Annotated in this window: 20 protein-coding genes and 1 riboswitch; of the genes, 12 read left to right on the forward strand and 8 right to left on the reverse strand. The window is 65.4% G+C overall.

All coding sequences use genetic code 11. The features are described 5' to 3' along the window. Positions 1 to 162: 162 nt before the first annotated feature. Positions 163 to 498 carry a hypothetical protein gene (locus tag EPB08_RS11750; RefSeq protein ID WP_130619278.1) on the reverse strand — a complete coding sequence of 112 codons (336 nt, stop codon included), beginning with the start codon at positions 496 to 498 and terminating at the stop codon, positions 163 to 165. A 98-nt stretch (positions 499 to 596) separates the two neighbouring features. Between EPB08_RS11750 and EPB08_RS11755 the strand changes: the two genes are divergently transcribed. The 4 genes from EPB08_RS11755 to EPB08_RS11770 all read left to right on the forward strand — a co-directional run bounded on the left by EPB08_RS11755 (position 597) and on the right by EPB08_RS11770 (position 4495). Next, entirely contained in the window at positions 597 to 1247 is a 651-nt protein-coding gene (locus EPB08_RS11755; protein WP_130619279.1) for a TetR/AcrR family transcriptional regulator, read from the forward strand. Positions 1248 to 1328: 81 nt separating this feature from the next. Further along, positions 1329 to 1423: riboswitch (TPP riboswitch) on the forward strand. A gap of 135 nt (positions 1424 to 1558) precedes the next feature. Further along, positions 1559 to 3436: a phosphomethylpyrimidine synthase ThiC gene (thiC, locus tag EPB08_RS11760; RefSeq protein WP_130619280.1), complete on the forward strand. Its 1878-nt coding sequence runs from the start codon at positions 1559 to 1561 to the stop codon at positions 3434 to 3436. 225 nt (positions 3437 to 3661) lie between these two features. Next, positions 3662 to 4246: a ferritin-like domain-containing protein gene (locus tag EPB08_RS11765; RefSeq protein WP_130619281.1), complete on the forward strand. Its 585-nt coding sequence runs from the start codon at positions 3662 to 3664 to the stop codon at positions 4244 to 4246. 57 nt (positions 4247 to 4303) lie between these two features. Continuing rightward, positions 4304 to 4495 (forward strand): hypothetical protein, encoded by a 192-nt coding sequence (locus EPB08_RS11770; RefSeq protein ID WP_130619282.1) that lies wholly within the window; start codon positions 4304 to 4306, stop codon positions 4493 to 4495. A gap of 48 nt (positions 4496 to 4543) precedes the next feature. Here the strand turns inward: EPB08_RS11770 and ppa are convergent, their stop codons facing one another. The 5 genes from ppa to EPB08_RS11795 form a co-directional block, all read right to left on the reverse strand. Next, positions 4544 to 5083 (reverse strand): inorganic diphosphatase, encoded by a 540-nt coding sequence (gene ppa / locus EPB08_RS11775; RefSeq protein ID WP_130619283.1) that lies wholly within the window; start codon positions 5081 to 5083, stop codon positions 4544 to 4546. A 115-nt stretch (positions 5084 to 5198) separates the two neighbouring features. Beyond that, positions 5199 to 6035 (reverse strand): 2OG-Fe(II) oxygenase, encoded by an 837-nt coding sequence (locus EPB08_RS11780; protein WP_130619284.1) that lies wholly within the window; start codon positions 6033 to 6035, stop codon positions 5199 to 5201. Between the two features lie 56 nt (positions 6036 to 6091). Continuing rightward, positions 6092 to 8200 carry a prolyl oligopeptidase family serine peptidase gene (locus tag EPB08_RS11785; protein ID WP_130619285.1) on the reverse strand — a complete coding sequence of 703 codons (2109 nt, stop codon included), beginning with the start codon at positions 8198 to 8200 and terminating at the stop codon, positions 6092 to 6094. A 270-nt stretch (positions 8201 to 8470) separates the two neighbouring features. Further along, positions 8471 to 10519 (reverse strand): sodium-translocating pyrophosphatase, encoded by a 2049-nt coding sequence (locus tag EPB08_RS11790; RefSeq protein WP_130619286.1) that lies wholly within the window; start codon positions 10517 to 10519, stop codon positions 8471 to 8473. A gap of 205 nt (positions 10520 to 10724) precedes the next feature. Then, entirely contained in the window at positions 10725 to 11114 is a 390-nt protein-coding gene (locus tag EPB08_RS11795; protein WP_130619287.1) for an RcnB family protein, read from the reverse strand. Positions 11115 to 11283: 169 nt separating this feature from the next. On the opposite strand from EPB08_RS11795, the gene EPB08_RS11800 reads away from it, so the two are divergent. Beyond that, on the forward strand, positions 11284 to 12051 hold the full coding sequence (locus EPB08_RS11800) for an alpha/beta hydrolase (protein ID WP_130619288.1): 768 nt from the start codon (positions 11284 to 11286) through the stop codon (positions 12049 to 12051). Positions 12052 to 12054: 3 nt separating this feature from the next. Here the strand turns inward: EPB08_RS11800 and EPB08_RS11805 are convergent, their stop codons facing one another. Both EPB08_RS11805 and EPB08_RS11810 read right to left on the reverse strand, forming a co-directional pair. Beyond that, a complete protein-coding gene (locus tag EPB08_RS11805; protein WP_130619289.1) occupies positions 12055 to 13323 on the reverse strand; it encodes a 6-phosphofructokinase in 1269 nt (422 codons plus the stop codon). Then, entirely contained in the window at positions 13320 to 13757 is a 438-nt protein-coding gene (locus tag EPB08_RS11810; RefSeq protein ID WP_130619290.1) for a VOC family protein, read from the reverse strand. The genes EPB08_RS11805 and EPB08_RS11810 overlap by 4 nt, the downstream gene beginning before the upstream one ends. A gap of 226 nt (positions 13758 to 13983) precedes the next feature. Between EPB08_RS11810 and EPB08_RS11815 the strand changes: the two genes are divergently transcribed. The 7 genes from EPB08_RS11815 (at position 13984) to EPB08_RS11845 (ending at position 20196) form a co-directional block, all read left to right on the forward strand. Beyond that, complete coding sequence (locus tag EPB08_RS11815; RefSeq protein ID WP_130619291.1) at positions 13984 to 14568, forward strand: adenylate kinase; 585 nt, start codon at positions 13984 to 13986, stop codon at positions 14566 to 14568. Positions 14569 to 14645: 77 nt separating this feature from the next. After that, the gene (gene mpl / locus EPB08_RS11820) at positions 14646 to 16001 is read left to right on the forward strand and encodes a UDP-N-acetylmuramate:L-alanyl-gamma-D-glutamyl-meso-diaminopimelate ligase (RefSeq protein ID WP_130619292.1); all 1356 of its coding nucleotides are present in this window, start codon (positions 14646 to 14648) and stop codon (positions 15999 to 16001) included. A gap of 148 nt (positions 16002 to 16149) precedes the next feature. Next, positions 16150 to 16752 carry an LON peptidase substrate-binding domain-containing protein gene (locus tag EPB08_RS11825; protein WP_130619293.1) on the forward strand — a complete coding sequence of 201 codons (603 nt, stop codon included), beginning with the start codon at positions 16150 to 16152 and terminating at the stop codon, positions 16750 to 16752. A 130-nt stretch (positions 16753 to 16882) separates the two neighbouring features. Next, positions 16883 to 17701 carry an SDR family oxidoreductase gene (locus EPB08_RS11830; protein WP_130619294.1) on the forward strand — a complete coding sequence of 273 codons (819 nt, stop codon included), beginning with the start codon at positions 16883 to 16885 and terminating at the stop codon, positions 17699 to 17701. Then, positions 17701 to 18129: an HIT family protein gene (locus EPB08_RS11835; RefSeq protein ID WP_130619295.1), complete on the forward strand. Its 429-nt coding sequence runs from the start codon at positions 17701 to 17703 to the stop codon at positions 18127 to 18129. The genes EPB08_RS11830 and EPB08_RS11835 overlap by 1 nt, the downstream gene beginning before the upstream one ends. 29 nt (positions 18130 to 18158) lie before the next feature. Continuing rightward, complete coding sequence (locus EPB08_RS11840; protein ID WP_130619296.1) at positions 18159 to 18578, forward strand: VOC family protein; 420 nt, start codon at positions 18159 to 18161, stop codon at positions 18576 to 18578. A gap of 277 nt (positions 18579 to 18855) precedes the next feature. Beyond that, positions 18856 to 20196: a sigma-54 dependent transcriptional regulator gene (locus EPB08_RS11845; RefSeq protein ID WP_130619297.1), complete on the forward strand. Its 1341-nt coding sequence runs from the start codon at positions 18856 to 18858 to the stop codon at positions 20194 to 20196. The last annotated feature ends 773 nt before the right edge of the window (positions 20197 to 20969 follow it).

Genomic DNA, 20969 nt, shown 5'->3' on the forward strand with positions numbered 1-20969 from the left:
GCTTACGTCCTGTTCGGATCGGAAAAAAGGCTAAAAATCATAAGCGCTTAGCCATCTTCCGACAATGTGCAAAGCCTGCGGCCTGGCCCAGGCGCCACGAAGTGCCGGAAGTCACCGCGCTCGGTTGACGGAAGTCATGCGTAGCGCGCTGTCCGCGGACACTTACGCGCTACGGCGCTGAAATTGCCGGGGTGTCCGGAGCATGTCGGCGGGCAGGCGCGCGAGGGCATCTTCCATCGCCTGATGCAAGGTGATGTCAAGGCGACGGACCCGCCCCAGCGGCGACTCCTCCCCTCGGCTCTGCGCAGCCACCACCAGCCAGGCCAGCCAGCGCGCCAGGCGGCTGCGTTCGGTGGCATCCAGGCTCGCCAGCGCAGACCGCGCTGCAAAGGCCGCCTGGCGGGCGCCAGCCTGGCCACGCTCAAGCCAGTAAGCCGTCGTGCGCTGGGCGAGACGGTAGGCCGGACTGAGGGAAAGTTCTGCGATAGTGGAGGACATGAGGAAAGCCGTGTATCGTGGCCATGGAAAATAACTAAACCGTCCCGTATACTAAACGGCAGTTATTCATTTGTGAAGCCATTTGTGAAGGTATAGCCATGAGCACGATCCCGCAGACCAAGCCTCAGGGACCCGGCCGTCCCAAGGACATGGAAAAGCGCGCGGCGATCCTGGAGGCCGCGAAGGCCTTGTTCATCCGCAACGCCTTTGCGGGCACCAGCATGGATGCCGTGGCCGCCGAGGCAGGCGTTTCCAAGCTCACCGTCTACAGCCACTTCGGCGACAAGGACAACCTGTTCCGCGAGGTCATCCGCGCCCGCATCCAGGACATCCTGCCCGAAGACACCTACCAGTACGTCGTCGGTGAAGACATCCGCGTGACGCTGGAGCGCATTGCCCTGCATCACGTGCGGCTGGACTGCGACGTGCAGAACGTCGGCACCTTCCGCGCCATCCTCAGCGACTGCCGCCAGGGCAATCCCCGTTACGGCAGGCTGCTGTGGGAGGAAGGCCCCGAGCGTGGCCATGCGTTGATGAAACGCCTGCTGCAACAGGCGGTTGACGACGGCAAGCTGAGCATCGCCAACGTGTCACGAGCCGCCGGCCAGTTCACGTCGCTGATCAAGGGCGAGATGATGCTGCGCCGCATGTTCGGCTGCGAGGAGTGCGCCCAGTCCTACGCGGTCGAGCTGGAACAGACCGCCCTCGACGGTGTGGACATGTTCCTGCGCGCCTACCTGCCGCGCTGATCCGTACCCTACGGCGGCGTCCGCCCTGGGACGCTTGCCCCGTCGCACTCGCGACCGACCCCGCTTCGTGCTCAAATAGGCCCCTTGAAGCGGGGGTGCCGGCAACAGTCGGCTGAGAGAGTCCCTTCGAACCTGATGCGGCTAGTACCGCTGTAGGGAGCTTCGCCGCACGGTCCCGAACCCGTGCGTCCGGCGCCGTCGCTTCTGTTGCTGGTATGCGAATCCGTTCGCAACACCCCGTGCTCCCCTGTGCGGACTCCCCAACACAAGCCGTCCCCACGGGGACATCGCTTCGATACCGGACCTTGCCGATGAATGCCCTGCCCACCGACCTCGCGCGCGCCGCGCAGGAACTCTCCGAAGCCGTGACGCGCCCGATCCCGGGTTCCCACAAGATCTACGTGCAGGGCAGCCGTCCTGACCTGAAGGTGCCGCTGCGCGAGATCTGCCAGGCGCAGACGCCGACCCTGTTCGGTGGCGAGCAGAACCCGCCGATCACGGTCTACGACACCTCCGGCCCGTACACCGACCCCGACTACAAGGTGGACCTGGTCAATGGCCTGCCGCCGCTCCGTGCCGCCTGGGTCGCCGAGCGCGGCGATACCGAGCAGCTGGGTGGCCTGACCTCTTCCTTCGGCCGCGAGCGCGCCGCCGATCCCAAGCTCGACGCCTTCCGTTTTACCGCGACGCGCGCACCGCGCCGTGCCAAGGCTGGCGCCAACGTCACCCAGATGCACTACGCGCGCCAGGGCATCATCACGCCCGAGATGGAATACATCGCCATCCGCGAAAACCAGCGCATCGAGGCGCTGCACAGCAGCGCGCTCCTGACCCAGCACCCGGGCCAGTCCTTCGGCGCGGCGCTGCCTAAGCTGATCACCCCGGAATTCGTGCGTGACGAAGTGGCGCGCGGCCGCGCCATCATCCCGGCCAACATCAACCATCCGGAAGCGGAGCCGATGATCATCGGCCGCAACTTCCTTACCAAGATCAACGCGAACATCGGCAACTCCGCCGTGTCCTCGGGCATCGCCGAGGAAGTGGAGAAGCTGGTGTGGTCGATCCGCTGGGGTGGCGACACGGTGATGGATCTTTCCACCGGCAAGCACATCCACGAGACGCGCGAGTGGATCATCCGCAACTCGCCGGTGCCGATCGGCACGGTGCCGATCTACCAGGCGCTGGAGAAGGTCGGCGGCGTCGCCGAAGACCTCACCTGGGAAATCTTCCGCGACACGCTGATCGAACAGGCCGAGCAGGGCGTGGACTACTTCACCATCCACGCCGGCGTGCTGCTGCGCTTCGTGCCGCTGACCGCCAAGCGCGTCACGGGCATCGTCTCGCGCGGCGGCTCGATCATGGCCAAGTGGTGCCTGGCGCATCACAAGGAAAACTTCCTCTACACGCACTTCGAAGACATCTGCGAGATCATGAAGGCGTACGACGTGTCCTTCAGCCTCGGCGATGGCCTGCGTCCGGGCTGCATCGCCGATGCGAACGACGCCGCGCAATTCGGTGAGCTGGATACGCTGGGCGAACTCACGCAGATCGCGTGGAAGCACGACGTGCAGGTGATGATCGAAGGCCCGGGCCACGTACCCATGCATCTCATCAAGGAGAACATGGATCGCCAGCTGGAGAAGTGCCACGAGGCGCCGTTCTACACGCTGGGGCCACTGACCACCGACATCGCGCCGGGCTACGACCACATCACCTCCGCCATCGGCGCGGCGATGATCGGCTGGTTCGGCACGGCCATGCTCTGCTACGTGACGCCGAAGGAACACCTCGGCCTGCCCAACAAGCAGGACGTGCGCGACGGCATCATCGCCTACAAGATTGCCGCTCACGCGGCGGATCTCGCCAAGGGTCACCCCGGTGCTCAGGTACGTGACAACGCGTTGAGCAAGGCGCGCTTCGAGTTCCGTTGGGACGACCAGTTCAACCTGGGTCTCGATCCGGAGAAGGCCAAGGAATTCCACGACGAGACGCTGCCGAAGGACGCGCACAAGTCCGCGCACTTCTGCTCGATGTGCGGTCCGAAGTTCTGCTCGATGAAGATCACCCAGGACGTGCGCGACTACGCGGCCGAGCACGGCACCGGTGAAGCCGATGCACTGGAAGAGGGCATGGCGGAGAAGGCGGCGGAATTCCGCGCGCAAGGCGCCGAGGTCTACCACAAGGCATAACGCTGGTCTGAAAACTGTGGGAGCGCACCCTGTGCGCGACCGCGGCGCTGCGGTTCGACGCTCCGCCGGGTTGTCGCGCACAGGGTGCGCTCCCACAGAAATACCGCTCCAGTTGTGTGTCATCGGCAGGAGCGGCCTGAACCGTTGTTGCGTACTTTCACCTGCGTTTCGCGCCTCGACGCCTACGGTCCGGCTATTGCCCAGCCAGTCCAAGTGAGGCACGCCATGGCATCCAAGCCATTTCTCAGCGACATCGAAACCATCCGCAAGCGCGCACGCGAACACATCGACCAAGGCGCGATCACGGCCGGTTACACCGCCGATCGCAAGGTCGTCATCAAGCTGCTCAACGAAGCGTTGGCCACGGAAATCGTGTGCGTGCTGCGCTACAAGTATCACTACTACATGGCCAAGGGCATTCACGCCAAAAGCGTGGCTGCCGAATTCCTGGAACACGCCAACGAGGAGCAGGGGCACGCGGACCTGATCGCGCAGCGCATCACCCAGCTCGATGGCGCGCCGAATTTTTCGCCCGAAGGTCTGCTCTCGCGCAGCCATGCCGACTACGTCGAAGGCGATGACCTGGTCGACATGATCAAGGAAGACCTGGTGGCCGAACGCATCGCCATCGACAGCTATCGCGAGATCATCAACTACATCGGCACCGCCGACCCCACCACGCGGCGCCTGATGGAAGGCATCCTCGCGATGGAGGAGGAGCACGCGGAGGATCTTGCGACGCTGCTCGACGAACTGGGCAAGAAGGGCGAGCCGGCCAAGGCACGGCCGGAAAAGAGTACCAAGCACTAGTCAGCCGTTCGCCCACTGCCGCGTTATCCAGTGGAGCTGTCCAACCGGAGAGGCATCATGCCGATGTCGAACCCTGCGGCCCGCCAGGGCCATGTGATCCTGCGTGCCGTGCTGACGGCGCTGTCCATCGCGGTGTTGCTGGCGTGCGTGCTGATGTGGTGGATGACGATGTTCGATACGCCGCAGACCGTCGCGTCGTCCTCTGAGGCGCAACAGAGCTCGGTCTCGCAGGCGCGCGGATCGGAATAAGGCACAAAAAAAGCGCCACCCTGGGGTGGCGCTTTTTCATTGATGCGATCAGGCCTTCTTGTCGGCTTCGTAGCGTTCGATGCCGCTGATGATCTCGGCTTTCGCCTCGTCGGCGCCGACCCAGCCTTCCAGCTTCACCCACTTGCCCTTCTCGAGATCCTTGTAGTGCTCGAAGAAGTGGCCGATGCGCTCCAGCCAGTGACCGGACACCTGCTTGATGTCCTTGATGTGCGCGTAGCCCGCGAAGATCTTCTCCACCGGCACCACCACCAGCTTCTCGTCGCTGCCGGCTTCGTCGGTCATCTTCAGCATGCCGACCGGATGGCAACGGATCACCGAGCCCGGCACCAGCGGCAGCGGCAGGATCACCAGCGCGTCCAGCGGATCGCCGTCGCCGCCCAGCGTGCCCGGCACGTAGCCGTAGTTGCACGGATAGCGCATCGGCGTGGACAGGATGCGGTCGACGAAGATCGCGCCGCTTTCCTTCTCCACCTCGTACTTGACGGGCTCGGCATCCTTGGGGATTTCGATGATGACGTTGATTTCGTCCGGAACCTTGCGGCCGGCGGAGACGAGGTGCAGACCCATGGGCTTGATCCTTGGCGTAGTCAAAAGCAAAGACTTGCAAGGATACGGCAAAACGCTGGTGCATCGCAGCAGCGACGGGCGGCGATTCAGCGTCTGGCCGGGGCTGGTGCGGTGGTCAGGCCTGGTAGGGGCGTTCGCGCAACCATTTGGTGGCAATCCATTTTTCGCCCTTGAGCACGGGCAGGCCGGCGTGCAGCGAGGCCTGGTCGCCGGTCTCATAGGCGAAATAGACGGCCGAACCACGCATGGCGGTCACGGTGAGCCCGATGTTGGGGAAGCCTGTGCCGCCGCCTTCCTCGGGGGTATTGAGGTACATCACCACGCTGGCGATGCGTTGGCCGCCGCGCGCCGTGACGGCACTGAAGCCGGGCTGGGTCGGATCGAACCAGTCGAAGTGGGGCTCGTATTCCTGGCCGGGCAGGTAATGCAGGATCTGCAGGCCTTCGCCGTGACTGACCGGTATGGCCAGCAGATCGGCGATGCGCTGCTCGATGCGTTGCACCAGCGGCGTTTCGCCAATGCGGAAGAACATGCCCAGACTGGTGCGCCTTTCGTCTGTCTGATGGCGGCCTTCCACATCCACGGTCTGCGAGCGCTGCAGGCGCGGCTTCGCTTCGGCGATCAGGCTTTCGCATTCATCGGTCGAGAGCATGTGCTCCAGCACGCGCACGACGGGTTTGTCGGTGCTCACCGTGACGCGCAGCGTGTGACCGTCAACGGTCTGTTGCGGCGGTTCGGGATGGCGCGTGCGCCGTCCGCTGGAACCGGGCTTGCTCGCGGCCATCACGGTCGCGAGTGGCAGGTTGAGCACGCGCGCCACCATCTGGCGACTTTGCTCGCCGCCGTAGCCGGCATCCTTCATCAGCTTCAGCAGGTCGCTGAGGCTGTGGCCGGAGCGTGCAGTAGCGAGGATCCACTCGCGAAGCTCGGGTCGAATCGTGTGATTGCTCATCGGGACAAAGAGTGCGCCAGCTCAGGCTGGCGCACCATGTTACGCAGGGAGCGCGGTTACTTCACGTGTTCCCACAAGTAGGTGTAGCCCAGCGCGTTCATGAAGGCCGCCTGCTTGTTGTCGGCCGCCGCGCCGTGTCCACCTTCGATGTTCTCGTAGAAACTGGTGTCGTAGCCCAGCGCTTCGAGCTTGGCGGCCATCTTGCGCGCATGCACCGGGCCCACCCGGTCGTCGCGGGTGGAGGTGGTGAACAGCACCGGCGGGTACTTCTCGCCGACCGTGGCGTTGGCATAGGGCGAAAAAGTCTTGATCCAGGCCCATTCCGCCGGCTTGTCCGGATCGCCGTATTCGGCCATCCACGAAGCGCCCGCCGACAGGTGCGTATAGCGTTGCATGTCGAGCAGGGCCACCTGGCTCACGATGGCGCCGTACAGCTGCGGATACAGCGTGAGCATGTTGCCCATCAGCAGGCCGCCGTTGCTGCCGCCCATCGCACCCAGATGGGCGGGCGAGGTGATCTTGCGGGCGAACAGGTCTTCGGAGACCGCGGCGAAGTCCTCATAGGCGCGCAGGCGATTGGCCTTCAGCGCTGCCTGGTGCCAGCGCGGGCCGTATTCGCCACCGCCACGGATGTTCGCCACCACATAGACGCCGCCCTTCTCCAGCCAGGCGCGCCCGACACTGCCGCTGTAAGCCGGCTGCAGGGAGACTTCGAAGCCACCGTAGCCGTACTGCAGGGTGGGATTCTTGCCGTTGGCCTGCAGGGTCTTCGGCGCGATTTCGAAATAGGGCACGCGCGTGCCGTCCTTCGAGGTGGCGAAGTGCTGGCTCACGTCGTACTTCGAGGCATCGAAGAAGCTGGGGCTGTGCTTGATCGCCTTTGCCTCGCCCTGGCCCAGCGTGCCGAAGTACAACGTGGTGGGCTGCAGGAAGCCGCTGACGGTGAGGAAGTAGTCGTCGCTGTCGTCTTCGTCCACTGCAGCGGCCGCGATGGTCGAGAGCTTGGGCGCGCCGCCCAGGCTTTCGCGCTTCCATGCACCCGGCTGTGGCGTCAGCGCCTCCAGCTTGTTCACCACGTTGTCCATCACGTTGAGGATCAGCTGGTGCCGCGTCCACGAATAGCCGTCCAGTGCCGTGGTGTCGGTGGGCTCAAACAGCACGGTGAGGTCGCGCTTGCCTGCCATGTAGTCATCGAACTTTGTCGCCAGCAGCGACCCGGACTTGTAGGTCTTGCCAGCCACCGTCCAGTCGCTGCGTGGCTCGATCAGCAGCCACTCACGATGCACGCCGGTATTGGCATCCGTCGGCACGTCGATGCGCGTGAGTTTGCCGTCCTTGCCACGCACGAACGTTTCGCTGTCGTAGAAGGCGATCTGGCGGGTGACGAAGTCGCGCTGGAAAGCGGGCGTCAGGTCGCGGAAGGCGGAGACGGTCATGTCATCAGCCTTCACCTCGTACACCGTGGAGGCGCTGGCCAGCGGCGTGCCGCGCTTCCATTCCTTCACGACGCGCGGATAGCTCGAGGTCGTCATCGAGCCGGAGCCGAAGTCGGTGGCGACGTAGATATGGTCCTTGTCGATCCAGGCCACGTCGGTCTTCGCCTCGGGCAGGAAGAAACCGTCCTTCACGAACTGTCTGGTGGGCAGGTCGAACTCGCGGATCACGCTTGCGTCAGCGCCGCCGCGCGAGAGCGCGACCAGGCAACGCTGGTTTTCCGGCTTCAGGCAGAAGGCGCCGTGCCACACCCAGTTTTCGTTCTCGGCCTTGCCGATCGCGTCAAGGTCGATCACGGGTTCCCAGGCCGGCTGGCCCTTGCGGTACTCCTCCAGCGTCGTGCGGCGCCACACGCCGCGCGGGTGATCCTGGTCGCGCCAGAAGTTGTACAGGTGATCGCCGATCTTGTTGACCATCGGGATGCGGTCGTGCGAGTCGAGCACTTCCAGGATACGCGCGTCGAGCTGCTTGAACTCCGCGCTGTCGGCGTACTTCTTCACCGTCTGCGCGTTCTGCTGCTTGACCCAATCCAGTTGCTTGGGTCCGTCGATGGTTTCAAGCCAGAGATTCGGATCCTTGGCGGTCGGTGCGATGGTGTCGTTTGCGTGCGTCATGCCGACGAGTGTGACGCCAAGGGCGAGAGTCAGCCACAGGGAGGGCTTGGATGCCATGGAAGTTCCTTCTTGGTGTGAAGTCACCACGACCATCTCCATCTCCCTTTCCCCTCCGGGCGACCCGAAGGTAGTCCCCGTGGGAGAGAGGGTCGGGGTGAGGGGCGGGTGCTCGCGAGATGAGTACTTCGGGCGAGATCTAAGAGCTTTCTACAGCGGGACCGAGGCCAGCGTGACCCCTTACCCCAACCCTCTCCCCAAAGGGGAGAGGGAGCAAACGTGCCTGGCGGGTTCGCCCGATCACCTGTTCGGTGACCGGGCGCGCCGTGGTTACAGCAGAGGAATAAGTAAAAGGGCCACGATGTTGATGATCTTGATCAGCGGATTCACCGCCGGGCCTGCCGTGTCCTTGTATGGATCACCCACGGTGTCGCCAGTCACCGCCGCCTTGTGCGCATCGGAACCCTTGCCGCCGAAGTGATCATCCTCGATGTACTTCTTGGCGTTGTCCCACGCACCGCCGCCGGTGGTCATCGAAATGGCAACGAACAGGCCGGTGACGATGGTGCCGATCAGCACGCCGCCCAGTGCCTGCGCACCAGCTTCCGCACCGCCCAGCCACTTGAAGCCGAACACCACCACCACCGGCACCAGCACCGGCAGCAGCGACGGGATCAGCATCTCGCGGATCGCCGACTTGGTAAGCATGTCCACCGCGCGCGAATAGTCGGGCTTGGTGGTGCCTTCCATGATGCCGCTGATCTCGCGGAACTGGCGGCGCACTTCCTCGACCACCGCGCCGGCGGAACGGCCCACCGCTTCCATCGCCATCGCGCCGAACAGGTACGGGATCAGGCCGCCGATCAGCAGGCCGATGATCACGTACGGGTTGGACAGGTCGAAGCGGAAGTCGGTGAGGTTGAGGTGCTGGTTGAGGTTGTGCGTGTAGTCCGCGAACAGCACCAGCGCGGCGAGGCCGGCCGAGCCGATGGCATAACCCTTGGTCACCGCCTTGGTGGTGTTGCCCACGGCGTCGAGCGGATCGGTCACGCCGCGTACTTCGGGCGGCAGCTCGGCCATCTCGGCGATGCCGCCGGCGTTGTCGGTGATCGGGCCGTAGGCATCCAGCGCCACGATCATGCCGGTCATGCTGAGCATGGCCGTCGCAGCGATGGCGATGCCGTAGAGGCCCGCCAGCTGATAGGCACCCCAGATTGCGGCGCACACAGCGAGCACCGGCAATGCGGTGGATTTCATCGACACGCCGATGCCCGCGATGATGTTGGTCGCATGTCCCGTGGTGGAAGCACGCGCCACGTGCTGCACCGGCGCGTACTCGGTCGCGGTGTAGTACTCGGTGATCACCACCATGGCTCCGGTGAGCACCAGGCCAATCAGCGCGCAGCCATACAGATGGCCCACGCCATAGGACGAATCGGCCATCAGCTGGCTGGTGATCGGCCAGAATGCGATCGCGGCGAGCACCGCCGATACCGCCACGCCGGCGTACAACGCATTCATGATCTTGGGGCCGCGCGCCTTCACGAAGAAGGTGCCGATCACCGAGGCCACGATCGATACGCCGCCCAGCACCAGCGGGAACAGCACGCCGTTGCTGCCGGTCTGCTCGGCCATCACGCCGCCCAACAGCATGGTGGCGATCAGCGTCACCGCGTAGGTTTCGAACAGGTCGGCGGCCATGCCGGCGCAGTCGCCGACGTTGTCGCCCACGTTGTCGGCGATCACGGCCGGGTTGCGCGGGTCGTCCTCGGGGATGCCCGCTTCCACCTTGCCCACGAGGTCGGCACCCACGTCCGCACCCTTGGTAAAGATGCCGCCACCCAGGCGCGCGAAGATCGAGATCAGCGATGACCCGAACGCCAGGCCCACCAGTGCATGCAGCGCATGCATGGTCTCGTAGCCGAAGTGCATGAGCACGGCGTAATACCCGGTGACGCCGAGCAGGGCGAGACCGACCACCAGCATGCCGGTGATGGCGCCGCCGCGGAACGCGACGTTGAGCGCGGCTGCTAGACCGCTACGTGCCGCCTCGGCGGTGCGCACGTTGGCGCGTACCGAGACATTCATGCCGATGTAACCGGTAGCGCCAGACAGGATCGCACCGATCGCGAAGCCGATCGCAGTGCCCCAGTCCAGTGCAAAGCCAATGATCAGGAACAACACCACACCGACGCCGCCGATGGTGGCGTACTGGCGATTGAGATAAGCCTTCGCGCCTTCCTGGATCGCGGAAGCGATCTCCTGCATACGTGCGTTGCCCGGCGATTTTGCCAAGATCCAGCGCACGGACAATGCGCCGTAAAGAACCGCCAGGACCGCACATGCCAGCACGATCCACAAGCCATACTGCTGCAGCATCGGAGCCTCCCCATGGGTGGAAACCACATCGTCGGGACCCGCCACCGGCATCCCGACACGGCGGCCGCCCTTGCGGGCGGTCATGGGCGAGTATAGGCAGAGGTTCACGACAGTCGTGTTGTGCGACGCAACGCACTGCGGCATTGGCGCACAAAAAAAGGCGGCACCTCGCGGTGCCGCCCCGGTTTGGCTCACAGGATGTGGATCAGCGGATCACCATATCCAGGATCATGTTGTCGCCGATGGAGACCAGCAGGTAGTTGCCGTCATCGCGCACCCAGCGATAGCCGTACGGCGGCGGCGCCAGGCGGTAGTAGCTGTAGTCGTTCACGATGTACATCGGGCCGTCGTAGCGATAGCCACGCGCCCAGCGCGGATGGCCGTAGTAGTGACGGTCGCTGTAGTAGCGACGCTCCCAATGGTCGTGGCGGTCGCGGTCAGCCCGGCGCTCGTCATGACCATGCCAGCGGTCGCGATCATGATGATCGTCGCGACCATGTCCCTTCCGATCATGGTCGTGCCCAGGATCGGCCAGGGCGGCTCCGCTGCCGGAAAGCAGGGCAAAGGCTACGAGCGCGCTGGTAAGGGTCTTCATTGCAACCTCCTCGGTGGTGCCGTCCGCGCCCAGGGGCGTTGGTCAGGCGAGCGCATCGTAGGAAGATGCGTCTGAACGCCGGGCGTGGATTCCGATCCACGCCCTGAGGGCTTTCAGCCATCGCTCATCCAGGTGAACCGGCCAGTCAGCTAGCGGGAAGGAGAGGACGATGTTCGTACGGGGCGTGCTGGTGCTGGCGGTGCTATGCCTGGTGATCTACGGCGGCCTGTGCCTGTCGCTGTATTTGGGCCAGCGACAGCAGGTCTATCGCCCGGAAGCGACGTGGCCGGTGCGGCAGGCGCCCGATTTCGAGCTGCGCCACGACGGCGTGACCCTGCGCGGCTGGGTGGTGAATCCGGGCCGCAGCAAGGCCCTGCTGTATTTCGGCGGTAACGGCGAGCGCATCGAGGATTCACGGGCCGAGCTCGCACATGGGCTGCCCGATCGCACGATCTACCTGGTGGCTTACCGGGGCTATGGAGCCAGCGAGGGGCAGCCCGGCGAAGCCGCGTTGGTGGGCGATGCGATGGCGCTGTTTGACCAGGTATCGCCGCACCATCAGGCCGTCGCGGTGCTCGGACGAAGCCTCGGCAGTGGCGTGGCGGTGCAACTGGCCGCGCAAAGGCCGGTGGAGCGGCTGGTGCTGGTGACGCCGTTCGACAGCCTGGTGCGGGTGGCCGCGGGATATTTCCCGTGGGTGCCGGTGAATGCGCTGATGCGTGAGCGCTTCGAATCGTGGCGCTACGCCAGTGCCGTCCATTGCCCGGTGCTGGTGATCCAGGCGGAACAGGACGAGGTGATCCCCGCCGCGCGAACCCGGGCGCTGGTCAGCGCCTTCGGCCAGCCACCCGTGCTGCAGGTGGTGGCCGATGCGGGGCACAACACGATCCAGGACTACGCCGACTACCGGGTGAGCCTGGATCGCTTCCTGCGCTGAGGCTCAGCGCGCGAACGGCTCGAGCTTGCGCGCCACCGCGGCGTTCTTCAGCGCCACGTACTGCGGCAGGCCGTTCTTGCCGTAGGGCAACGGCGCCTCGCCCTGGATTAGCGGGGCCAGGTAGCGGCGTGCTGCGGCGGTGATGCCGAAACCATCGCGGGTGAGGAAACTCGCCGGCATCTTCTTTTCGCGGTTGGCGATCTTCGACAGCGGTGCCGCCTCGATCTTCCAGCGATAGGGCGCATCGTTGGTGCGTACGATCACCGGCATCACCGCATTCATGCCGGCCAGCGCGTAGTCCACCGCGGCCTTGCCCACCGCGTAGGCCTGGTCGGCGTCGGTCTTCGAGGCAAGGTGGCGTGCCGAGCGCTGCAGGTAGTCGGGCAAGGCCCAGTGATACTTGTAGCCCAGCTTCTCCTTCACCAACGCGGCCAGCACCGGCGCCACGCCGCCCAGCTGCGAATGGCCGAACGCATCGCGCGTGCCCGCCTCGGCGAGGAACTGGCCTTCGGCGTTGAGCAGGCCTTCGGAGGCTACCACCGTGCACCAGCCCACGCGCTCCACCGTGGCCTTCACCTTGGCGAGGAAGGCCGCTTCGTCGAAGCTGCGTTCGGGGAACAGGATGATGTGCGGCGGTGCATCCGCGCCTTCGCCGGCTAGGCCCGCGGCAGCGGCGATCCAGCCCGCGTGGCGACCCATCACCTCGAGGATGAACACCTTGGTCGAGGTGTCGGCCATTGAGGCTACGTCCAGGCTGGCCTCCAGCGTGGACACCGCGGTGTACTTCGCCACCGAGCCGAAGCCCGGGCAGCAATCGGTGACGGCGAGGTCGTTGTCCACCGTCTTCGGCACGCCGATGCAGCGGATGTCGTAGTTCATCGCCTTGCCGAGCTGCGAGATCTTCAGCGCGGTGTCGGCCGAATCGTTGCCGCCGTTGTAGAGGAACCAGCGGATGTCGTGCGCGCGGAACACCTCGATCAGGCGTTCGTACTCGGCGCGATTCGCCTCCAGCGACTTGAGCTTGTAGCGGCACGAGCCGAACGCACCGCCCGGGGTGTGACGGAGTGCGGCGATGGCGGCCTTGGTTTCCTTGCCGGTGTCGATCAGCTCTTCGCGCAGCGCACCGAGGATGCCGTTGCGCGCGGCGTAGACCTGCACGCCCTTCGCCCGTGCCGCTTCGATCACGCCGGCCGCGGTGGCATTGATCACGGCGGTGACGCCGCCGGATTGCGCATAAAGCAAACGGCCTTGGGGTTTGGATGCTGATGTCATGGGGTTTCATCCGGCAGGGCGAGGTTGCCGTGCTCATCAAACACGAAGTACGGATTGAATGCGAACTCCCACAGGTGTCCGTCGGGATCCGCGATGTAACCGGAGTAGCCACCCCAGAACGCCTCCTGTGGCGGCTTCACGGCACGGGCGCCCGCTGCCACGGCCGCGGCGAACCACGCATCGACCTCGGCCTTGGAGCCGGCGTTGCGTGCCAGCGTGACGCCGGCAAAGCCCGCCGGCTGGTCCTCGACGTGGGCGTCTTCTGCCAGTGCCGCGCGGCCGTACAGGGCAAGCACGCCCGCGGCACCCTTCAGGAAAGCAATGTTCTCGTTGCTGGCGGAGGAGGCCTTCCAGCCCAGCGCCTCGTAGAAGCGACGGGAGGTGGGCAGGTCGCTCACGCCGAGCGTGACGATATGGATCCGGGGCTGCGTCATGCGGGTCTTTCTCCGTGGGTGAATCCCGAAAGCTTAATCCTGGCGGCGCAAGTCTTTTCGTGACATTCGTGTGTCGATGCCAAATCCTTTCGCAACAGTGACTTGGCGCGATTGGGGCGCTGGTCTCGTTTGACGGAACCGCCCGCAGAAGCTAATTTGCACCCTACTTTTCCGCTTTCCGCGGGGCTTCCGGTTGCCGGTGGCCCGCGGATACCTCTGGAGCACTATGCGACTCGTCCTACTTGGTCCGCCCGGTTCGGGCAAAGGCACCCAGGCTGCGCGTCTGAAGGTGGAACTCGGCGTTCCGCACATCTCGACCGGCGACATGCTGCGCGCGGCCGTGGCGGCAGGCACGCCCACGGGCCTGATGGCGAAAGCGGTGATGGATGCCGGCAAGCTGGTTTCCGACGACATCCTGCTGGCGATGCTCGAAGAGCGCCTCTCGCAGGACGATGTGAAGAACGGCTTCATCCTCGACGGCTATCCGCGCAACCTGGCCCAGGCCGATGCGCTGGACCACCTGCTGGCCAAGATCGGTCAGCCGCTGGACGCCGTGGTGAAGCTCGACGTGCCGAACGAAGCCATCATCGCCCGCTGCGAGATCCGCTTTGCCGCGGAGCATCGCAAGGACGACGATCCGGTGGTCGTGCGCGATCGCCTGAAGGTCTACGCCGAGCAGACTGCGCCGGTCGCCGATTTCTTCGAGCGCCGCGGCAAGCTGCAGGTCGTCAACGGCGTGGGTGAGCTCGACGAGGTCACTGCCCGCGTCAAGCGCGCACTCGCCGACGAGTCGGCTGCCGCCAACGGTTGATGTTCCGGGCCGCCGCAAGGCGGCCCGATGGTTTCAGGGCCGCGGTCACGCGCCCCGCTTCAGCGAACAGGTCAAGCATGCGTCTGCATATCCTCGGCATCTGCGGCACCTTCATGGGCGGCGTCGCCGCACTGGCGCGTGAGCTTGGGCTCACCGTCGAAGGCTCCGACGCCAACGTCTATCCACCCATGAGCACTCAGCTGGAGTCGCTCGGCATCCGCTTGATGGACGGCTATAAAGCCGAATACCTCAAGCCCGCGCCGGACCTGGTGGTGGTTGGCAACGCGATGACGCGCGGCAACCCCGCCGTGGAATACATGCTCGACGAGCAGCTGCGGTACATCTCCGGCCCGCAGTGGCTGGGCGAGACGCTGTTGCCGGGCCGCGAGGTGCTGGCGGTGGCCGGCACGCACGGGAAGACCACCACGACCAGCCTGCTGGCGCACCTGCTGGAAAGCGCGGGGCTGTCGCCCGGCTTCCTGATCGGCGGCGTGCCCGGCAATTTCGACGTGTCCGCACGCAAGGGCGAGGGCAAGCCGTTCGTGATCGAGGCGGACGAATACGACAGTGCGTTCTTCGACAAGCGCTCGAAGTTCGTGCACTACCGCCCGCGCGTCGCCATCGTCAACAACCTCGAATACGACCACGCGGACATCTTCCCCGACGTGGCGGCGATCCAGCGCCAGTTCCATCACCTGGTGCGCACGGTGCCGGGCAACGGACGGCTGATCGTCAACGCGCACGATCATCACCTGGCCGAAGTACTGGCCATGGGCTGCTGGACGCCGGTGGAAACCTTCGGCATCGGGCAGGGCGACTGGCAGGCGGAACTGCTGGCGGCCGATGGTTCCGCATTCAAGGTGCGATGCAAGGGCGAACTGCTGGGCGAGATCCATTGGTCGCTGCTGGGCAACCACAGCGTGATGAACGCGCTGGCCGCACTTGCTGCTGCAGCGGCCGTAGGCGCCGATCCGCGCGCGCTGCTGCCGGCCTTTGCTGAGTTCCAGAGCGTGAAGCGCCGCATGGAAGTGGTAGGCGACGTGGGCGGCGTGCGCGTGTACGACGACTTCGCGCACCACCCCACCGCAATCGCCACGACGCTCGCGGGTCTTCGCGCCAAGGTTGGTGCGTCGCGCATCGTGGTCGCGTTGGAGCCGCGTTCCAATTCCATGCGCCTGGGGGCGCATGCCGAAGCGCTTGCGCCGTCGCTGGCGGATGCCGATGCGGTGGTGTTCCTGCATCGCCCCGAATTGCCGTGGGACGCGAGCCGCGTGACGGGTGCGCTGGACGGGCGTGGCAGCACGGTGCCGACCGTCGACGCGTTGATTGCCGCCTTGCGCGACCACGTTCGTCCTGGCGATCACGTGGTCTTCATGTCGAACGGCGGCTTCGAAGGCGCACCTCGTCGTTTTGCCGAAGCCCTCAAATCCTGAGGGTGCCCCTCACCTTTCTGTAGGAGCGCACCCAGTGCGCGACCGCAGAGCCATGGCGTCACCACTCCGTAGGCTTTTCGCACACTGGGTGCGCTCCTACAGGGCATCGCGCCCGGCTGAAGCCGCGGAACCCGCTAGACTTGGCGACATGGCAGCCCAGACGCCTTACCTCGACCTGCCGCTGTTTCCTCTTGGCACCGTGCTGTATCCCGGTGGCCAGTTGCCGCTGCGTATCTTCGAGCCGCGCTATCTGGACATGGTGCGCGAATGCGCGCGCACCGGATCGTCGTTTGGCGTATGCCTGATTCTCGAAGGCGAGGAGGCCGGCGCCCCGGCGACCCCTGCTGCCGTGGGTACGCTCGCGCGCATCATCGATTTCCATAATCGCGAGGATGGCCTGCTGGGCATTCTCACCGAGGGAACCCAGCGCTTTCGCGTGGCCCGTGCGCGAGTGCGATCCGATGGCCTGGTGCGAGGCGACGTGGAGCTGTGGCCGGCGGAGCCCTCACATGAAGTGCCGGTGGAACTGGCTTTGTTGCCGTCCATCCTCGAGCGGCTGATCGACTCCATGGCCCCGCACTGGCGCAACGCACCGCGCCAGCTTTACGACGATGCGGGATGGGTTGGATTCCGCCTGGCCGAACTGCTGCCGCTGCACGACCAGGAGCGGCAACGCATGCTCGAGATCACCGACCCGCTGCGTCGCCTGGCCGAGCTGCGCGATATCCTCCCGCGTTTCCAGCGCGCCTGATCCCGCTGCATTTTCCTCCAGGAGCGCACCCGGTGCGCGACGGCAGCGCCAGGGTGGCTCCCCTCCATAGGCTTTTCGCGCACTGGGTGCGCTCCTACACTGGGCCTTCCTCGAACAAGGCGCACACCTCATGACCAGCCTGGCCGGCAAGACCCTCTTCATCACCGGCGCCTCGCGCGGCATTGGCCTGGCCATTGCACTGCGCGCGGCAAGGGATGGGGCGAACATCGCCATCGCCGCCAAGAGCAACGTGCCCAATCCCAAGCTGCCGGGCACCATCCACAGTGCGGCGGCGGAGATCGAGGCAGCTGGTGGCAAGGCGCTGCCGATCAAGTGCGACATTCGTGAAGAGGACGAGGTGCACGCTGCCGTGGCCGCCACCGTGGAGGCCTTCGGCGGCATCGACATCCTGGTGAACAACGCCAGCGCGATCTGGCTGGCCGGCACGCTCGACACGCCGATGAAGCGTTTTGACCTGATGCAGCAGGTGAACTCGCGCGGCAGCTTCCTGTGCGCGCAGGCGTGCATGCCACACCTGCTGAAGTCCGCCAACCCGCACATCCTCACGCTGGCGCCGCCGCCGTCGCTCGATCCCAAGTGGTGGGCGGCGCACACCGGTTACACGCTGGCGAAGATGGGCATGAGCTTCGTCACCCTGGGATTGGCGGGCGAATTCGGTCCTCAGGGCGTGGCAGTGAATGCACTGTGGCCGCGCACCATCATCGCCACCGATGCGCTCAACCTGATTCCCGGTGTGCCGCTGGATCGCTGCCGCAAACCCACGATCGTTGCCGACGCCGCGCACGCGGTGTTGACGCGCCCCGCCAAGGGCTTCTCGGGTCAGTTCCTCATCGACGAGGACGTGCTGCGCGACGCCGGCGTCACCGATCTGTCGCCTTATGCGATGGATCCGACGAAGTCGCAGCTGCCGGATCTGTTCCTGGATTGATGGTGGCAGCCTGCCCCTTCTGCGACATCGCCGCGGGCCGACTCGGAGCCAGCGTGGTGGCGCAGACGGATCGTGTCATGGCCTTCCTCGACTTGCGCCAGGCGGTCGTAGGGCACGTGCTGGTGATACCGCGGCAGCACGTGGACACCATCTTCGAGATCGATCCGGAGCTGGCCGGCGAGGTCATGCAGTTGGGCGTGCGCGTGGCGCAGGCGCTGCGCGAAGCCTTCCATCCGGCGGGGCTCAACCTGTGGCAATCCAATGGCGCCGCGGGTGGGCAGGAAGTGCCGCACTTCCATCTGCACGTGCAGCCGCGTCGCGTAGGTGACGGCTTGCTGCGCGTCTATGCCGGCCACCCGCCGGCTCCTGCATCACCGGATGTGCTCGACGGCCTGGCCGCGCGCATCCGCACTTTTCTTTCCCCTTGATGGCGCATCCCCGGCGCCAGGAGCACACCATGAAGTACCTCCACACCATGATCCGCGTCCGCGACGTCGACGCTAGCCTGCGCTTCTTCTGCGATGGGCTGGGCCTCAAGGAGATGCGCCGCATGGAGAACGAAGCGGGCAAGTTCACGCTGATCTTCCTGGCGGCACCGGGTTCGCCGGATGCCGAGGTGGAACTGACCTACAACTGGGGCTCCACCGAGGACTACGGCACGGCTCGCAACTTCGGCCATCTGGCGTTCCAGGTCGACGACATCTACGCCACCTGCGCGCACCTGCAGTCGATGGGTTACACCATCAATCGCCCGCCGCGTGACGGCCACATGGCCTTCGTGCGCTCGCCCGACCTGGTTTCGGTGGAGCTGCTGCAGGATGGTCACCTGCCGCCGCAGGAGCCCTGGGCGTCGATGCCCAATACCGGTGTCTGGTGATCCCGTAAGGCCCGCGCCAGCCACGACCTCCATTGGCGGCGGCCCCTACGCCATTGGTGCTAGCCGGTAGCTGGGGCTCCGGCTTCTGTCCGAACTCAACTGCATCCTTTGTAGGGTGACCCTTGGCCCTGCAGTTGTATATTGTGTGATCCATATCACATTCTTGTAGCAGTCGCGGATTAGCTTGGCGCGACGGCGTGGTAACCGGGGGGTGACCAGCTTGCTGGGTCGCTACCGGCCGAAACCGCAACCCTTACCAGGGGAAGGGGAGGAAGCCATGGCTGTGTTAAGGGAGGAAGCCAGGCGATGCGTCGTCTGGTTCGGGCAGCCTGCCAGCGAGGAACGCGCTGGTCTGGCCGAAGCGGGCTGGATCATTCGCGTGGCCGATGCCAACACCCAGGGCGGTGTGGGCATGCGCAACAACGACACGGTGGTGGCGCTGGCCGACCTCAGGCACGGCGACCCGGCGTCGATCCAGGCCATGGCGCAGCTGATGGCCGATCTCCCCTGGCTGCCCTGGGTGGCGCTTATCCCGCCCGAAATGCCGGCGCATGAGCCGCTGATCGACCGCATTCTCGAGGCCAGCATCGAATATTTCTCCACGCCCGTGGATGTCGACCGGCTGGTCGAGGCCCTGGCGCGGATCGGCGGCGACCAGCCACTGACGGCCGAGCCCAGCGACATTGGCGTGACCGGACGCAGCGCAGCCATTGGCGCCGTCATGGCCAGCATCCGCAAGTACGCCCCGGTCGAGCTGCCTGTGTTGATCACCGGCGAGACCGGTACCGGCAAGGAAGTCGCGGCGCGGGCACTGCATGGCTTGTCGGCCCGTGCGGATCGTCCGTTCGCGGCCATCAATTGCGGCGCACTGCCGCCCAACCTGGTGCAGTCGGAGCTGTTCGGCCACGAACGCGGCGCCTTCACCGGCGCCAACGCGCGCCGCATCGGCCACTTCGAAACCGCCGCGGGCGGTACCGTGTTCCTGGACGAAGTGGGTGACCTGCCGTTGGACGCGCAGACCAGCCTGCTGCGTTTCCTGCAGGAAGGCACGCTGGAGCGCGTGGGCAGCAGTCAGCTGATCAAGCTCGACGTGCGCGTGCTTGCCGCTACGCACGTCGATCTGGAAAAGGCGGTGGAGCTGGGGCGCTTCCGCGAAGACCTGTACTACCGCCTCAACGTGCTACGCCTGCGCATGCCGCCCCTGCGCGAACGCGAGGACGACGTGGTGCTGCTGGCGCAGCGGTTCCTCGATGTCTTCCGCGAGCTGCATCCCAGCCGTGCCCGTGCCTTCAGCGCGAGTGCCCGGCGCGCCATGCTCGATTTCGCCTGGCCCGGCAATGTCCGCGAATTGCTCAACCGCGTGCAGCGCGCAGCGGTAGTGGCGGAGGATCCGCTCATCAGCGTGAACGATCTGGACCTGGCCGATGTGCTCACCAAGCAGGCCGCGCGCTCCAGCCTGGGCAGTACGCGCGTGGCGGCCGAGCGGGACGCGGTGATCGCGTGCCTGCGCGAAAGCCGCTTCAACGTGAGTGAGTGCGCGCGACGGCTCAAGGTGTCGCGCGTGACCATCTACCGGCTGTGCAAGAAGCACCAGCTCGCGCTCGACGAACTGCGCTGAACGATCATCCGAAGGAGTGCGGCGCAAGCCGCGATGGTGCCGGATGTGGCGGGGTGAGCGGCGGATGCTCGCTCCAGCGTGACTGGCAGGGCGCCTGACCGGCCGGCGCGGCCGCAAGCATCCGCCGCTCACCCCGTATCGGACATTCCATGACCTGAAAAGGAAGGCCCCCGGCCCGCAGGGGTCGGGCCGGGGGCTTCCGTTGGTGCCCCGGCCACAGGGGTTGCCGGGTTACCGCCCTCATGACCGCCTTGCGGCGGAAGACTGTCGAACCATTCGTGCGTTCAAATCCTCGGCAGGAATCGAAAGTACCGTTGCCAGCTGCGATAGGCGCGCCGACGTTGCTCCGGGGCCATCCCGGGGCGTTGCCTGTCCGCCGCCGTGGTTTTCCCTGCCACGGTGATCGGTGCGTCGTCGCAGCTGGCCTTCCCCCTTCCCGCCTGTGCAAGGCATATGCAGCAAGCGCTGTGCCAACCGGGAAAATCGCGCAGTAAAGCGGCCTGTGTGGCCGTTGATGACCCGAACCGGTGTTCGGGTGCGTCTTGCAGGTGTTACATCGAAGCCCCTGGTGGAACGTCCATGGTGGCTGGCAAGCCGCGCCGTTGTGCTGTTTCTGGCGAGTTGTAACATTTGAGTCACAGCGAACAGGGGAAAGTTGACACTCCTCCCGCGCCACCGCGTCCCATGCGCTCCGTGCAAAGCGGGGAAACAGGGCTTACGATGCGTGACGCGCCGCACCACGCTGCGGTGTTCCCCGAATCCGACTTCCTCAA

This window comes from Dyella amyloliquefaciens (assembly GCF_004296575.1).
Taxonomy (GTDB): domain Bacteria; phylum Pseudomonadota; class Gammaproteobacteria; order Xanthomonadales; family Rhodanobacteraceae; genus Dyella; species Dyella amyloliquefaciens.